Origin of the sequence: Microbacterium sp. NPDC079356, assembly GCF_049545465.1 — a bacterium.
In the GTDB taxonomy this organism is placed as follows: domain Bacteria; phylum Actinomycetota; class Actinomycetes; order Actinomycetales; family Microbacteriaceae; genus Microbacterium; species Microbacterium gawkjiense.
The window spans coordinates 61,536-76,230 of the sequence record NZ_JBMWDN010000003.1; the positions used below are offsets into that span (position 1 = coordinate 61,536).

Here is a 14,695-nt window from a genome sequence, read left to right on the forward strand (position 1 = left end):
ACGGGACGGGCCCTTCCCCGTCATTCTAGCGCGTCGCGGTCCCGGGCTCCCACCGCGACTCGGCGGTGCCGCGCGCGGTGCCGCGTACGCTGGTGTCATGCCCACCGAACGCGAACTCGCCGCCACCATCGACCACGCGATCCTCAAGCCGGAGCTCACCCGCGCCGACGTGGACGCCGAGCTCGACATCGCCGCGGAATGGGGTGTGTTCAGCGTCTGCGTGCGCCCGAGCGACATCCCCCACGCCGTGGCCCGCCTCGACGGCACCGGCGTCGCGGTCGGCACGGTCATCGGGTTCCCGCACGGCACCACCTCGACCGCCGCGAAGGTGGCCGAGACGCGACAGGCGATCGCCGACGGCGCGAGCGAGGTCGACATGGTCGTGAACATCGGCGCGCTGCGCTCGGGCTTCGACGACGTCGTGGTCGAGGACATCCGCGCGGTCGTCGCGGCGGCGGAGGGCCGCGTCACGAAGGTCATCCTCGAGACGGCCCTGCTCGACGACGAGCAGATCGAGCGCGGCAGCCGCCTCACCGAGGCCGGCGGCGCCCACTTCGTGAAGACCTCGACCGGATTCGCCGGCGGTGGGGCAACGATCCCCCACGTCCAGCTCATGCGTCGCACCGTGGGTGCAGGCGTCGAGGTGAAGGCCTCCGGCGGGGTGCGCAGCTACGCCGACGCGATCGCGATGCTCGAGGCCGGCGCGACCCGCCTCGGCACGAGCGGCAGCGCCGTCATCCTCGGCGAAGCGCGTCGCATCGACGCCGGCGACGAGGCGACCGGAGCGGTCGACTCCGGCTCGTACTGACCGGCGCGGCTCGCCCCGCGCCGCTCGGACTCAGGCGCCGGGCTGCAGCGCCGCCCGCACCTCGGCGACGTCGGCATCCATCCGCTCGATGAGGGCCTCGATGCCCTCGAAGCGGACCATGCCGCGGATGCGGGCGGTGAACTGCACCTGCACCGTGTGGCCGTAGAGGTCGAGGCCGGTCTCATCGAGGACGTACGCCTCGACCTGACGCTGGGGAACGTCGTCGAACGTCGGGTTCGTGCCGACCGACACGGCGGCCGGGTATCGCGTCGCGGGGCGGACGCGCCCGGCATCCGTCCCCTCGTCGATCAGCCAGCCGGCGTACACGCCGTCGGCGGGGATGAATCCCTCGGCATCCGTCGACAGGTTGGCGGTCGGGTAGCCGAGCTCGCGACCGCGCTTGAGCCCGTGGACCACCTCGGCGCGGACAGCGTGCGGGCGCCCCAGCAGACGCGCTGCGTCCTCCACCTGGCCGGCGGCGAGCATCTCGCGCACCCAGGTCGACGAGACCCGGCGTCCGCCGCCCTGGACGTCGCCCACGACGTCCACCGTGAACCCGTGGGTCTCGCCGAACGTCGTGAGGAAGGCGGGATCACCCGCTCCGCCGCGTCCGAAGCGGAAGTCGACCCCCACCATGACGCACACCGCGTGCAGGGCGTCGACGAGGATGCGCTGCGCGAACTCCTCGGGCGCGAGCGCGGCGAGCTCCTCGTCGAAGCGCAGCACGAGCACCGCGTCGACGCCGGCCTCGGCGAGCAGGGCGATCTTCTGATCCACGCTCACGAGGGGTTCGGGGCAGCGGTCCGGTCGCAGCAGGGCGAGCGGGTTGCGGTCGAATGTGACGGCGACCACGCGTGCGCCGTCGTCCATCGCGGCCACGCGCGCGCGGTCGATGACGGCGCGGTGCCCCGAGTGCACGCCGTCGAACTTGCCGATCGCGACGACACTCGGGCCGAAGCCCGCGGGCACCTCGGCGGGATCGCGGAAGACGATCACGCGGCGCCCTCCGCGGCGGACCGGGCGTGCCGGTGGGTGATGAGCCACCAGAGCCCCAGGAAGGGCAGCACGAGCGGGACGAGGACGTATCCGATGCCGTACCCCGACCACACCGTGGGGTGGTCGAAGAGCTCGGGATGCGTCAGCGAGAGCGTCCCGACGACGAGCACACCCACGAGTTCGAAGACGATCGCCGCCCACGCGACGCGGTACCACCGCTCGGACGCGCTGAACACGAGCGCGAGGGTGGCGAGGATGTAGACGAGCGCGGCGAGGGCCGACAGCGAGTACGCGAGCGGTGCGTCGTCGAACTCGCGGACGATCTGCACGAACGAACGACCCGTCGCGCCGAGGGCCATGATCGCGTAGACGACCACGAGCACACGCCCGACACCGGTCATCCGACGCGGGGAGGCGGCCGACGGAGCGGTCGAGGTCGGCGCGGTCTCAGGCATGGCCCCTCAATCCTACGACCGCCGCGGACGCGGCCCGGCCGGGGTCAGGCGACCTGCACCGTCCAGATGACGTTCATGCGCCAGATCATGATGGCGATCGCGAACGCGGCGATCCCCATGACGACCGTGCTCCAGCGACCGCGTTCGATGAGCGCCCAGGCGACCGCGGCCGGCGGGATGAGGACCGCCGAGACCAGGTAGACCCAGAACTCCAGCAGGTCCCCCGTCGGCGGGTTGCCGGCGAGCGGGGCGATGATCGCGATCACGACCTGCACGATGAGCAGCAGCAGGACGAGCGCCTGCGTACCCACGGTGAGATCGCTCGGGCGACGGCCGGCGAGACCCAGCACGGTGCACAGCAGACCCGCCGCGCACGCGACGGCGATCTGGACGACGGTGAACCACGCGATCACGGCTGCTCCTCGGGCATGTTCATGAGGCTCTTGACGTCGTCGCCGCGACGGCCGACGATCCCGACGAGCGCACCGTCCGGGGCGATCGCGGCGGGTGTATCGGCCGGCAGGCGGTCCGCCGCCCCGACCAGACGCTTGCCGTGACGGAGATCGCGCGCCTCGTCGGCGGTGACCGCGAAGGTGCCGAGAAGGGATGCCGCGACACCCGCGGCATCCTGCAGCGGGACGTCTTCGGTCAGCTCGGTGACGGCGTCGGCGACGTCGAACGGACCGATCCGCGTGCGCCGGAGCGCTGTGAGGTGCCCGCCCACGCCGAGGTCCGCGCCGAGGTCGCGGGCGAGGGCCCGGATGTACGTGCCGCTCGAGCAGTCGACGACCACGTCGACGTCGACGACGTCGACGCCCCGACGGATGCCGCGCACCTCGAACCGGCTGATCAGGACATCCCTCGCCTTCAGCTCGACCTGCTCGCCCGCGCGCGCGAGGTCGTACGCGCGGCGCCCGCCGACCTTGATCGCCGAGACGGTGCTCGGCACCTGCGAGATCGGTCCGGTCAGGGTGCGGATGCCGCGGTGGATCGCGTCGTCGGCGACACCACCGGCATCCGCTCTGGCGGTCTCGACACCGTCGGCGTCGTCGGAGTCCGTCGTGACACCCAGGCGGATGGTGGCCTCGTAGGTCTTGTCGAGTCCGACGACGTAGGTGAGCAGCCGCGTGGCGTGACCGACGCCCAGGACGAGCAGCCCGGTCGCCATCGGGTCGAGGGTGCCGGCGTGGCCGATCTTGCGGGTGTTCAGGGCGCGGCGCGTCCGCGCCACGATGTCGTGGCTCGTCACGCCGCCCGGCTTGTCGACGAGGAGGATCCCGCCGCTCCCCTGGCTCTGCTGCATGGCTTCCAGCCTAGGCTGGAGCGGTGCCCGACCTCGCCTCGCCGCTCATCGCGTGGTACCGCGAGAACGCCCGCGACCTGCCCTGGCGGCGCGACGGCTTCGGCGCGTGGGGCACGCTCGTCAGCGAGTTCATGCTGCAGCAGACGCCCGTGTCGCGGGTCGTCCCGCGGCTCGAGGAGTGGCTCGCGCGCTGGCCCACCCCCGCCGACCTCGCGGCCGCTCCCCCGGCCGACGCGGTGCGGCTGTGGGCGAACCTCGGCTATCCCCGCCGGGCGCTGTGGCTGCACCGCGCGGCGACGCAGATCCGGGACCGGCACGACGGCGTCGTCCCCCGCAACGTGGACGCCCTGCTCGCCCTCACCGGGATCGGCGACTACACGGCCCGCGCGGTGGCAGTGTTCGCGTACGGGGACCGGCATCCGGTCGTCGACACCAACACCCGTCGCGTCCTGGCGCGCGCCGTCGACGGCCGGTCGCAGCCCGGACCGCCCGCGAAGGCGGACCTCGCGGCGATGGCGGCGATCCTCCCCGCGGACGACGAGGACGCCGCGGTCGTGAACGCCGCCGCGATGGAGCTGGGCGCGATCGTCTGCACGGCGCGTGCGCCGCGGTGCGAGGCGTGCCCGCTCGCGGCCGTCTGCGCCTGGCGGGCGGCGGGATACCCCGACACCGGCGACGACCGGCGCAAGCAGGCGCGCTACGAGGGCAGCGACCGCCAGGCCCGCGGAGCGATCCTGAAGGCGCTGCGAGATACCGAAGGCCACCCCGTCCCTGCGGACGAGGTGGCCTCGGAGTGGCCCGATGCCGCTCAGCGCAACCGGGCCGTCGACTCGTTGATCGCCGACGGGCTGGTGGAGGTCACGGACGGTGCCCTGCACCTGCCCCGCTGACCGGACCGCTCAGTCCTCCTCGTCGCTCTCGCGCGGCTTGACGTACGGGTCCGCCTCGCCGGCGTAGGTGCCGCCGGCGGCGGTGGCCGCCACGGCCGCGTCGCGCTCGCGCGCCTCGCGCAGCAGGTCCTCGATGTGGCCGGCGTTCTCGGGCAGCCCGTCGAGGATGAACTCCAGCGACGGCGTGAGGCGCGTGCCGAGCTGTCGCCCGACCTCGCTGCGCAGCATCCCCGTCGCGGCCTTCAGCGCCGCAGCCGTGCCCTCGCGGGCCTCGTCGTCGCCGTAGACCGTGTAGAAGACCGACGCGTGCTGCAGGTCGCCCGTGACGCGCACGTCGGTGATCGTGACGAATCCGAGCCGCGGGTCGCGCAGCCCCTTGTCGAGGCGCTCCGCGATGAGCACGCGGATGCGGTCCGCCAACCGTGCCTGCCGTTCCCCGGCCATAGTCCTTCTCCTCTTGTTCTCCCCCGGCCGCGATCGGCTGACGGAGGAATTGCGGAGGCGATGGATGTCGCCGGGATAGTCGGGGTCTTGGGGGTCCCGTTATCCCGGCGGCATCCATCGCCGTAGCAACACCGTGGATCAGCCGCGCGGCTTCTCCACCATTTCGGTCGTCTCGATCTCGTCGCCGACCTGGATGTCGTTGTACTTGCCGAGGCCGATACCGGCTTCGAAGTCCGTACGCACCTCGGTGACGTCGTCCTTGAAGCGGCGCAGCGACTCGATGGCCAGGCCGTCGGCGATCACGACGCCGTCGCGGATGACGCGCGCCTTGGCGTTGCGCGTGATCGTGCCCGAGCGGACGATGACACCGGCGATGTTGCCGAACTTCGAGGAGCGGAACACCTCGCGGATCTCGGCGACACCCGACTGCACCTCTTCGAACTCCGGCTTGAGCATGCCCTTGAGGGACTGCTCGACGTCGTCGATCGCGTTGTAGATGACCGAGTAGAACCGGACGTCCACACCTTCACGGGCGGCGCGCTCGCGGGCCTTCGTGTCGGGACGGACGTTGAAGCCGATGACGATCGCGTTGTCGATCGTCGCCAGGTTGATGTCCGACTCGGTGATCGCACCGACACCGCGGTGAATGATGCGCAGCTGGACGCTGTCGTCGACCTCGATCTTGAGCAGCGACTCCTCGAGCGCCTCGACGGCACCGGAGACGTCACCCTTGATGATGAGGTTGAGCGACTCGACCTTGCCCTCTTCGAGAGCGCGGGTGAAGTCCTCGAGCGAGATGCGCTTGCGGGCCTTGGCCAGCTGCGCGTTGCGCTCGACCGCTTCACGCTTCTCGGCGATCTGGCGGGCCATGCGGTCCTCTTCGGTCACGATGAAGACGTCACCGGCGCGGGGCACGGAGTTCAGACCCTGCACCTGGACCGGACGCGACGGGTAGGCCTCGTCGACCGCATCGCCGTTCTCGTCGATCATGGCGCGGACGCGGCCGTACGCGGTACCCGCGACGATCGCGTCGCCGACACGGAGCGTTCCGGACTGGATCAGCACCGTGGCGACCGAACCGCGACCCTTGTCGAGCTTCGCTTCGATCGCGACACCGCGCGCCGCCTTGTTCGGGTTGGCCGTGAGGTCCAGGCCCGCGTCGGCGGTGAGGAGGACGGCATCCAGCAGTGCCTGGATGTTCGTGCCCTGACGAGCCGACACGTCGACGAACATGACGTCGCCGCCGTACTCCTCGGCCACGAGGCCGTACTCGGTGAGCTGCTGACGGACCTTCGCCGGGTTGGCGTCGGGCTTGTCGACCTTGTTGACCGCGACCACGATCGGCACGTTCGCCGCCTGGGCGTGGTTCAGCGCCTCGACCGTCTGCGGCATGATGCCGTCGTCGGCCGCGACCACGAGGATCGCGAGGTCGGTCACCTGCGCACCGCGGGCACGCATGGCGGTGAACGCCTCGTGACCCGGGGTGTCGATGAAGGTGATCGCGCGCTCAATGCCCTCGTGCTCGGTCCAGACCTGGTACGCACCGATGTGCTGCGTGATGCCGCCGGCCTCGCCTGCGACCACGTTGGTCTGGCGGATGGCGTCGAGCAGTCGGGTCTTACCGTGGTCGACGTGGCCCATGACGGTGACCACGGGAGGACGGATCTCGAGGTCGTCCTCGTTCTCCGCCTCCAGCTCGGCCTCGAGGTCGAGACCGAAGCCCTCGAGGAGCTCTTTGTCCTCGTCCTCGGGCGAGACCATCTGGATCTTGTAGCCGAGCTCCTCGCCGAGGATCTCGAACGTCGCCTCGTCCAGCGACTCGGTGGCCGTGGCCATCTCGCCGAGGTTGAAGAGGATCGTCACCAGGGTGCCGGGCTGGACGGTGTATCCGCGCAGTGCCTCGAGCTTGTCGGCGAAGTCCGCGATGGACGCGCCGCGGCGGAGCCGGATGACCTCGCCGTTGCCCTTCTGGACGTTGACGCCGCCGACGACGGGCGCCGACCGCATCTCGAATTCCTGCCGCTTCGCCCGACGCGACTTGCGCTGCTTCGACTTGCCGCCGCCCTTACCGAAGGCACCGGCGGTACCGCCGCCGGGTCCACGACCACGACCGCCGCCGCCACCGGGACGACCGGCGAAACCACCGGCCGGGGCGCCCGGACGCGGAGCGCCGAAGCCGCCGCCGCCGGGGCGACCGGGACCACCCGGACGCTGCTGGAACGGTGCACCCGGACGACCGCCGCCACCGGGACGACCGGCGCCGCCGGGACGCGGGGCACCCGGACGCGGGGAACCGGGACGCGGCGCCTGCGGGCGCGGGATGTTGCCGGGCGTCGGACGCTGGCCCATGCCCTGCGCCGAGGCGAAGGGGTTGTTGCCGGGGCGGGGGCCGGCGGGACGCTGACCCATGCCCTGCGAGCTGGCGAAGGGGTTGTTGCCGGGGCGCGGAGCGCCGCCGGGACGCGGGGCCTGCGACGCGGGCTTCGCGGGAGCGGGGGCGCCCGGCTTGGGCGCACCGCCCTCGGGTGCCGACGGTGCGGGCTTCTCAGCGGCCGGCTGAGCGGGGGCCGCAGGCGCGGCGGGCTCGGGGGCCGGGGCGGGCTTGGGTGCCGACGGGCGGGGACCGGGGGTCGCACCGGATGTCGGGGCCTTCGCCGCGGGCTTCGCGGGCGCGGCGGCAGGTGCCTTCACGCCTTCCGCCTCGAGGGCGGCGCGGAGCTTGCGAGCCACGGGGGGCTCGATGGTGGATGAGGGGCTCTTGACGAATTCGCCGAGCTCCTTCAGCTTCGCGAGGGCGACCTTACTGTCGACGCCGAGCTCGGAAGCGATCTCGTGCACGCGTGGTTTTGCCACAATTCTCCTGTCTGGGGCCCGCCCCGGACAGGGCGGACCGTCATTCGCGGACGGGTCTCATTTCGAGCCGTTCACTTTGTGTCCATAGCCGTTCAGCCGTTTCGCTGGAGGGATTCTCTGGTGGTCCGCGCATCCAGTCCCGCTGTGTCCAGCGGAGTGGATGCCCGTAGTGCGCGTCCGAATGCCCGCCGCTTGAGAGCGGTCGTCACGCAGGTGTCCGTGTCATGCACCCACGCGCCCCGACCCGGCAGGACGGCCTTCTCGTCGATGACGAGGGCACCGTCCCGGGCCACGATGCGGAGCAACGAGGACCGGGGGGCACGCGCGCGGCATCCCACGCACGTTCGAACAGGTTCCATCCTACCGCGTCAGGACTCGTCGAGAATGCTGTCGGGCTGGATGTCGATCTTCGCGCCGGTCAATTTCGCGGCGAGCCGGGCGTTCTGGCCTTCCTTCCCGATCGCCAGCGACAGCTGGTAGTCGGGGACGAGGGCACGCACGGCCTTCGTGGCCTGGTCGAGCACGAAGCTCGAGGTGACCTTCGCCGGCGAGAGGGCGTTCGCGACGAACTTCGGCAGGGTCTCGTCGTAGTCGACGATGTCGATCTTCTCGCCGCCGAGCTCCTCGGTGACCGCGCGCACGCGGCGGCCCAGTTCGCCGATGCAGGCGCCCTTCGCGTTGACGGCGGGGTCGTTCGCCTTGACGGCGATCTTGGTGCGGTGGCCGGCCTCACGGGCGAGCGAGACGATCTCGACGACACCCGACGCGATCTCGGGCACCTCGAGGGCGAAGAGCTTGCGGACGAGACCCGGGTGCGTCCGCGAGACGGTGATCTGCGGCCCCTTGAGGCCCTTCGAGACCGAGGTCACGTAAACGCGCAGGCGGGAGCCGTGGGCGTAGTCCTCGCCGGGGACCTGCTCCTCGGGAGGGAGGATCGCCTCGATCGTGCCGAGGTCGACGTGCACCATGCGCGGGTTCGGGCCCTGCTGGACCACGCCCGCGACGATGTCGCCCTCCTTGCCCTTGAACTCGCCGAGCACCGCGTCGTCGGCGATGTCGCGCAGACGCTGGCTGATGACCTGCTTGGCGGCGAAGGCGGCGATCCGGCCGAAGTCGTCCGGCGTGGACTCCTCCTCGCCGATGACGGCGCCCTCCTCGTCGCGCAGCGGGATGTACACGGCGACGTGACCGGTCTTGCGGTCGAGCCGGGCGCGCGCGCCCTCGGGGAGTTCACCGTCGGGGGACGTGTGCTTCGCGTAAGCGGTCAGGATGGCCTGCTCGATGATCCGGACCAGTTCCTCGAACGGGATCTCCCGCTCGCGCTCGACAGTCCTCAGCAGCCCCAGGTCGATGTCCACAGGTGCCTCCCTTTTCAGTTGCTCAACACGGCGCCGCGATCACGCCCGGTATCCCGGTGCGTCGCGGCATCCCGTCAACGTTACCCGATCGGATCGCGGGTGACCTGAGAAGATCGACGGATGACCGATGCCGTGGAGGATGTCGCACAGACCGTGCGCCGCTCGCCCGTCGCGCGCATCCTGGCCCGCGGCGGGTACGCCGCCAACGGCGTCGTGCACCTCGTCTTCGGCGTCGTCGTCATCGTCATCTCGTTCGGCGGCCGAGGTGAATCGGACCAGGCAGGGGTCTTCAAGGCCCTGTTGGACGCGCCGCTCGGGCTCGTGCTCGTCTGGATCCTCGGCCTCCTCCTGACCGGGCTCGGACTGTTCCAGGCCCTGCGCGCCTGCCTCGTGAAGGGGAAGGATGCCGCGGCGTGGGGCAGGCGCGGCTCGGCGGCCGGGCAGTCTGTCGTCTACCTCGCCCTCGGCGCCATCGCCGTCGCCATCGCGCTGGGGGCGCGCCCCGACGGCGACCGCACCGCGCAGCAGATCACGCGCGGTCTGCTGGGCACCCCCGGCGGGGTCTTCGTCGTCGCTGCGGCCGGCGTCGGCCTCGTGATCGGAGCGCTCGTCTTCGCGTCGATCGGTGTCCGCCGATCCTTCGACAAGCAGGTCCGCATCCCGGACGGCGCGCTGGGCGTCGCTGTGACCGTGTCGGGGATCCTCGGCTACATCGGCAAGGGGGTGTCGGTGCTCATCGTCGGCATCCTCCTCATCGTCGCGGCCGTGAAGCAGGACTCCGCGGCCGCCGGCGGCTTCGACGCCGCCATCGAGGCCCTCCTCTCGCAGATGATCGGTCCCGTCCTCGTCTTCCTCGTGGGGCTCGGCCTCGTCGTCTACGCGGTCTTCAGCTTCCTCCGCACCCGCTACGCGAAGCTCTGATCAGCCGACGGCGTGGGGCTCGGTCGGCGGCGTCGCCGGGGGCGCCGAGGGGAGCGCGTTGATCGCACGGATGAGGTGGTGCAGCTCGCCGATACGGTGCCGGTCGAAGTCCAGGAGCAGGCGGGGCATCTCCAGCCGATCGTCGTCCTGACGCTCGCGGCGCAGGGGTGCGGTGCGCTGGATGCGGCCCCCGGTGAGCAGGTGCGTGAAACGGTCGCTGAGGTCTGCGACCTCGGCATCCGTCGGCTCCGCGCACAACCGCAGCACGAGGCGGGAACCGATCCACCGCAGCGAGTCGTAGTTGCGCCAGAACCCGGTGATCTCGGCCTCCGCCGCCGCGACCGAATCGGTCACGAGGACACGGTCGAGGTCGCCGGGCGAGATCACCCCCGACGGGATGAGATGGTCGGACGCGAACCGCTCGAGTCCCTGCCAGAACGTCCCCCCGGGTGCGTCGAGCAGCACGATCGGCGTCGGCTCGGCCTTGCCGGTCTGCTGCAGGGTGAGCAGCTCGAACAGCTCGTCGAGCGTGCCGAAACCCCCCGGGACGCAGACGAACCCGCGCGACTCCTTGACGAGCATGAGCTTGCGCGTGAAGAAGTACTTCATCGCGACGACGCGGTCCGCCTCGGCGATCACGGCGTTCGGCTTCTCCTCGAACGGCAGCCGGATCGACACCCCGAGCGAGTGCTCGGGACCCGCGCCCTCCGCCGCGGCCTGCATGATGCCGGGACCGGCGCCGGTCACGATCATCCAGCCGCGCTGCGCGAGCGCGCCGGCGATCTCGGCGGCCGCGCGATACAGCGGGTCGTTCGCCCGGGTGCGCGCCGAGCCGAAGATCGTCACCTTCGGCGTCCCGCGGTAGGGCGCGAACAGCCCGAACGCGGAGCGCATCTCCGACAGCGCCGCCGACGCGATCTTCAGGTCGAGCCGGTCGGTGTCGTCGACCCCCATCCCGAGTCCCGTCTCGAGGATGCGGGCCACGAGATCGGCGTCGTCGGTCACCCCGGCGTCGGTCAGGAGGGCACGGACGGCGTCGGTGACGTCACCGTCGAGGGAAGAGGTGGGACTCGGCGACATCTTCCCAGGCTGTCACGATCCGGCATCCGTCGGGTGAACGGATGAGAACGGATGCCGCAGCTCAGGCGGTGAGCGCCGCGATCGCGTCGGCGGCGGCCAGGGTCGACCGCTCGCCCGAGCGGCGATCCCACAGCTCGACCTGGCCGTCGGCGGCGCCGCGTCCGACGATGAGGATCCACGGCACGCCGACCAGCTCGGCGTCGCCGAACTTCACGCCCGGCGAGACCTTGGGCCGGTCGTCGAGCAGCACGTCGCGGCCCGCGGCCTCGAGGTCGGCGGCGAGCTCCTCAGCGAGCTCGAACGCCACCGCGTCGCGACCGGTCGCGACGACGTGCACGTCGAACGGCGCGATCGACTCGGGCCAGATGAGGCCGCGGTCGTCGTTGTTGAGCTCCGCGAGGATCGCGAGGATGCGGGTCACGCCGATGCCGTACGAGCCCATCGTCACCGTCACGAGCTTGCCGTTCTCGTCGAGGACCTTCAGCCCCAACGTCTCGGCGAAGAAGCGTCCCAGCTGGAAGACGTGCCCGATCTCCATGCCGCGCGCGAGCTCGACCGGCCCCGAACCGTCGGGGGCGGGGTCGCCCGCCCGGACGTCCGAGATGTCGATGACGCCGTCGGGCGTGAAGTCGCGGCCCGCAACGACGGAGTGGGCGTGCTTCTCGTGCTCGTTCGCGCCGGTGACCCAGGCGGTGCCCTCGACGACGCGGGGGTCGACGAGGTAGCGGATGCCGGTGGTCGACTCCTCGCCGAGGACCGGACCGTTCGGCGACCAGGGTCCGATGTACCCCTTCACAAGGCCGGGGTGCTTCGCGAAGTCGGCCTCGGTCGCCGCTTCGACGGCGGCGGGTGCGAAGGCGACCTCCGCCCGCTTGTCGTCCACGTCGCGGTCGCCGGGCAGGCCGACGATCACGAGTTCGCGCGTGCCGTCGAGGTGCGTGAGGGCGAGGACGACGTTCTTCAGCGTGTGGGCCGCCGTCCAGGTGTCGGCGCCGTCCGTCGCGGGACCGGCGATGCCGGGCGCCGGGGCGTCGAGGTGGGCGTTGGTGTGCGCGACGAGCGTGTCGATCGTCGGGGTGTCCGGGGAGTCGAAGACGACCGGGGCGCCGTCGGGCAGCGGAAGGGCGTCGGGCACGACCGTCGTGAAGGCCTCGACGTTGGCCGCGTACCCGCCGGCGGACCGGACGAAGGTGTCCTCGCCGACGGCGATCGGGTGCAGGAACTCCTCGCTGCGCGCACCGCCCATCAGTCCGTTGTCGGCGGCGACGATGACGTACTCCAGGCCGAGGCGCGTGAAGATCCGCTCGTACGCGTCGCGCTGCGACTGGTACGAGACGTCCTGCCCCTCGTCGGTGTAGTCGAACGAGTACGCGTCCTTCATCGTGAACTCACGGCCGCGCAGCAGGCCCGCGCGGGGACGCGCCTCATCCCGGTACTTGTCCTGGATCTGGAAGATCGTCAGCGGCAGATCCTTGTACGAGGAGTACAGGTCCTTCACGAGGAGCGTGAACATCTCCTCGTGCGTGGGAGCGAGCAGGTAATCGGCGCCCTTGCGGTCCTGCAGGCGGAAGATCCCGTCGCCGTAGGAGGTCCAGCGTCCGGACTGCTCGTACGGCTCACGCGGCAGCAGCGCGGGGAAGTGGACCTCGAAGGCCCCCGCGTTCGCCATCTCCTCGCGGATGATCTGCTCGAGCTTCGCCTTCACCCGCAGGCCGAGCGGCAGCCAGGTGAAGACGCCGGGGGCGGCGCGGCGGATGTAGCCGGCGCGCACCAGCAGGCGGTGACTCGTGACCTCGGCGTCGGCCGGGTCTTCGCGGAGCGTGCGGAGGAAGTATGTCGAGAGACGGGTGACCACGAGGGTCAAGTCTAGGTGCGCGGGCCGGGACGCCGTGGCGGCGGGGCGCTTAGCCTGAAGGGATGCGCACCGTCCTCCTGACCGGATTCGAACCGTTCGCCGGCGACGCGGTGAACCCGTCGGGGGATGCCGTCCGCGCACTCGCCGCGCGCTGGCGCGGACCCGAGCGCCTCATCACCGAGGAGCTGCCCGTCGCCTTCGACGGTGCGACGGCACGTCTGGCCGCGCTCCTCGAGGAGCATCGACCGGATGTCGTGGTCGCCACGGGTCTGGCCGGCGGTCGTGCGGCCGTGACCCCCGAACGCGTGGCCGTGAACCTGGCCGACGCCCGCATCCCCGACAACGCGGGCCACCGCCCCCAGGACGCCCCCGTCGTCGACGGCGGACCCGCGGCGTACTTCGCGACACTCCCCGTCAAGGCGATCGGTGCGGCGCTCGGGAACCGCGGCATCCCGTCCACCGTCTCGCACACGGCCGGCACGTTCGTCTGCAACGCGGTGATGTACGCCGCCCTGCACGCCACGGACGGTGCCCCGGTGCGCGCGGGATTCGTCCACCTCCCGTGGGCGGACGGCACCGGGCCCGGCGACGTGCCGTCGTTGCCCTTCGACCGCCTCGTCGACGCGCTCGAGGTCGCGGTCCGGGTGTCGCTCGACGCCGGCGACGACGCCGGCGGGGTCGGCGGCGTCGTCAGCTGAGGGCGAGGAGCTTCTGCGCCACCGTCCGGAGATCCTCCGGGCTGACGGCTCGCTCGGGATCCCCGAACCGGCCTTCGACCAGGATCAGGTCGACACTCCCGCGGACGAGGAGCCGGAGGCGGTTGTCCTCCTGAACCTCGGTGGCGTCGGCGCCGTCGACGGACGCAGCCGTGCCGCCGAGCCGGTCGCTCACCTCGTCCCACTTCTCCGCTCCACCCGGGACGATGACGACCTGCAGCTCTCGGGAGTCGGTCAACTCGGACCAGTCGCAGGCCCGCACGAGCTCCGCCGCCTCGACGGTCCGCCGGTCGAACGGGACGTCGCCCTCCATGATCGGCTCCGGGAACACCTCCTCGGCGCGCAGCACGGCGGACGGGTCGATGGCGTCGCCGAGCTCGGTGCATGACGGGGGCAGGGCCGCCGGCTCGGCGAGCGGCGCCCGGTCGGCGGCGCGCACCGCGTCGAGCGCGGCGTCGCGCAGTCGCGTCACGAGATCGGTCTGCGCCTGCGTCTGCTCCACGGTGAGGAACGACACGGCGACGGTCATCCCGTCCGCGGCACCCGTCCCGATGCATTCGACGGCATCGTAGGACGGGGCGCATTCGGCCTCCGCCGCGGCGGCCAGCGACCCGGCTCGGTCGGCGGGCAGCGCAACGATCGTGCCCGACAGCTGGGAGGAGTCGAACCCGCACACGAGCCCGCCCGCCACCTCCGCCGCCGTCGACCACAGGCCGTCGGGTTCGACCGCGTCCGCGGGGTCCGTCACCTCGCTGAGCGACGGGTCGGCGAGCAGGTCATCGCACGTCGCCGAGATGCCCTGAGCTTCGGCATCCGTCTCCTCCGGCGAGGGCGACGGTCCGGCGGGCGGCGTGGACGGTGACGCCGAAGAGGGGGACGGGGATGCCTCGACGGCACCCGCGCATCCGGCCAGCAGCAGAGCGGCGACCGCAGCCGCCAGGCTCGTTCCGATGATCCGACGACGTGTACCGCTCCCTCGAGTGCCCATGAGGCGACCTTAAGAGAGCGCACCCGCG

The 14,695-nt window shown here is 71.6% G+C and carries 15 protein-coding genes; 4 read left to right on the forward strand and 11 right to left on the reverse strand.

What is annotated here, in order from left to right; genetic code table 11:
- Positions 1–97 precede the first annotated feature (97 nt).
- Positions 98–808 (forward strand): deoxyribose-phosphate aldolase, encoded by a 711-nt coding sequence (gene deoC, locus ACPEH0_RS08860; RefSeq protein WP_064001518.1) that lies wholly within the window; start codon positions 98–100, stop codon positions 806–808.
- A 30-nt stretch (positions 809–838) separates the two neighbouring features.
- Here deoC and ACPEH0_RS08865 read toward each other — a convergent pair whose 3' ends face one another.
- The 4 genes from ACPEH0_RS08865 to truB are packed head-to-tail and all read right to left on the reverse strand — an operon-like array spanning position 839 to position 3,562.
- Positions 839–1,804, reverse strand: a complete 966-nt coding sequence (locus tag ACPEH0_RS08865) for a bifunctional riboflavin kinase/FAD synthetase (RefSeq protein WP_366214169.1) — start codon at positions 1,802–1,804, stop codon at positions 839–841.
- Positions 1,801–2,259, reverse strand: coding sequence for a hypothetical protein (locus ACPEH0_RS08870; RefSeq protein WP_064001516.1), 459 nt, complete (start codon positions 2,257–2,259; stop codon positions 1,801–1,803). The genes ACPEH0_RS08865 and ACPEH0_RS08870 overlap by 4 nt, the downstream gene beginning before the upstream one ends.
- Before the next feature lie 44 nt (positions 2,260–2,303).
- The gene (locus tag ACPEH0_RS08875; protein ID WP_366214168.1) at positions 2,304–2,672 is read right to left on the reverse strand and encodes a hypothetical protein; all 369 of its coding nucleotides are present in this window, start codon (positions 2,670–2,672) and stop codon (positions 2,304–2,306) included.
- Positions 2,669–3,562, reverse strand: a complete 894-nt coding sequence (gene truB / locus ACPEH0_RS08880; RefSeq protein WP_366214166.1) for a tRNA pseudouridine(55) synthase TruB — start codon at positions 3,560–3,562, stop codon at positions 2,669–2,671. The genes ACPEH0_RS08875 and truB overlap by 4 nt, the downstream gene beginning before the upstream one ends.
- A 23-nt stretch (positions 3,563–3,585) precedes the next feature.
- On the opposite strand from truB, the gene ACPEH0_RS08885 reads away from it, so the two are divergent.
- Positions 3,586–4,452 carry an A/G-specific adenine glycosylase gene (locus tag ACPEH0_RS08885; protein WP_366214164.1) on the forward strand — a complete coding sequence of 289 codons (867 nt, stop codon included), beginning with the start codon at positions 3,586–3,588 and terminating at the stop codon, positions 4,450–4,452.
- 9 nt (positions 4,453–4,461) lie between these two features.
- On the opposite strand, the gene rbfA is transcribed toward ACPEH0_RS08885, so the two are convergent.
- From rbfA to nusA, 4 genes are all read right to left on the reverse strand, one after another.
- The gene (gene rbfA / locus ACPEH0_RS08890) at positions 4,462–4,896 is read right to left on the reverse strand and encodes a 30S ribosome-binding factor RbfA (protein ID WP_366214162.1); all 435 of its coding nucleotides are present in this window, start codon (positions 4,894–4,896) and stop codon (positions 4,462–4,464) included.
- A 138-nt stretch (positions 4,897–5,034) separates the two neighbouring features.
- On the reverse strand, positions 5,035–7,749 hold the full coding sequence (gene infB / locus ACPEH0_RS08895) for a translation initiation factor IF-2 (protein WP_197471562.1): 2,715 nt from the start codon (positions 7,747–7,749) through the stop codon (positions 5,035–5,037).
- Positions 7,750–7,841: 92 nt separating this feature from the next.
- Entirely contained in the window at positions 7,842–8,108 is a 267-nt protein-coding gene (locus ACPEH0_RS08900) for a YlxR family protein (RefSeq protein ID WP_217531200.1), read from the reverse strand.
- Positions 8,109–8,117: 9 nt separating this feature from the next.
- On the reverse strand, positions 8,118–9,107 hold the full coding sequence (gene nusA, locus ACPEH0_RS08905) for a transcription termination factor NusA (protein WP_217531199.1): 990 nt from the start codon (positions 9,105–9,107) through the stop codon (positions 8,118–8,120).
- Between the two features lie 120 nt (positions 9,108–9,227).
- On the opposite strand from nusA, the gene ACPEH0_RS08910 reads away from it, so the two are divergent.
- The gene (locus ACPEH0_RS08910; protein WP_366214159.1) at positions 9,228–10,028 is read left to right on the forward strand and encodes a DUF1206 domain-containing protein; all 801 of its coding nucleotides are present in this window, start codon (positions 9,228–9,230) and stop codon (positions 10,026–10,028) included.
- On the opposite strand, the gene ACPEH0_RS08915 is transcribed toward ACPEH0_RS08910, so the two are convergent.
- Entirely contained in the window at positions 10,029–11,108 is a 1,080-nt protein-coding gene (locus tag ACPEH0_RS08915; protein WP_366214157.1) for a TIGR00730 family Rossman fold protein, read from the reverse strand.
- Between the two features lie 61 nt (positions 11,109–11,169).
- The gene (locus tag ACPEH0_RS08920) at positions 11,170–12,963 is read right to left on the reverse strand and encodes a proline--tRNA ligase (RefSeq protein WP_366214156.1); all 1,794 of its coding nucleotides are present in this window, start codon (positions 12,961–12,963) and stop codon (positions 11,170–11,172) included.
- Positions 12,964–13,025: 62 nt separating this feature from the next.
- Here ACPEH0_RS08920 and pcp point away from each other — a divergent pair, with 62 nt between their 5' ends.
- Positions 13,026–13,661: a pyroglutamyl-peptidase I gene (pcp, locus tag ACPEH0_RS08925; RefSeq protein ID WP_366214154.1), complete on the forward strand. Its 636-nt coding sequence runs from the start codon at positions 13,026–13,028 to the stop codon at positions 13,659–13,661.
- On the opposite strand, the gene ACPEH0_RS08930 is transcribed toward pcp, so the two are convergent.
- Positions 13,654–14,667, reverse strand: coding sequence for a hypothetical protein (locus ACPEH0_RS08930; protein WP_366214152.1), 1,014 nt, complete (start codon positions 14,665–14,667; stop codon positions 13,654–13,656). The genes pcp and ACPEH0_RS08930 overlap by 8 nt on opposite strands.
- Positions 14,668–14,695 lie beyond the last annotated feature (28 nt).

Coding starts and splice junctions, on each gene's coding strand:
- ACPEH0_RS08930 (WP_366214152.1), bottom strand. CDS start 14,667: ATGGGCACTCGAGGGAGCGGTACACGTCGTCGGATCATCGGAACGAGC.
- ACPEH0_RS08915 (WP_366214157.1), bottom strand. CDS start 11,108: ATGTCGCCGAGTCCCACCTCTTCCCTCGACGGTGACGTCACCGACGCC.
- deoC (WP_064001518.1), top strand. CDS start 98: ATGCCCACCGAACGCGAACTCGCCGCCACCATCGACCACGCGATCCTC.
- rbfA (WP_366214162.1), bottom strand. CDS start 4,896: ATGGCCGGGGAACGGCAGGCACGGTTGGCGGACCGCATCCGCGTGCTC.
- ACPEH0_RS08910 (WP_366214159.1), top strand. CDS start 9,228: ATGACCGATGCCGTGGAGGATGTCGCACAGACCGTGCGCCGCTCGCCC.
- ACPEH0_RS08900 (WP_217531200.1), bottom strand. CDS start 8,108: ATGGAACCTGTTCGAACGTGCGTGGGATGCCGCGCGCGTGCCCCCCGG.
- ACPEH0_RS08870 (WP_064001516.1), bottom strand. CDS start 2,259: ATGCCTGAGACCGCGCCGACCTCGACCGCTCCGTCGGCCGCCTCCCCG.
- truB (WP_366214166.1), bottom strand. CDS start 3,562: ATGCAGCAGAGCCAGGGGAGCGGCGGGATCCTCCTCGTCGACAAGCCG.
- pcp (WP_366214154.1), top strand. CDS start 13,026: ATGCGCACCGTCCTCCTGACCGGATTCGAACCGTTCGCCGGCGACGCG.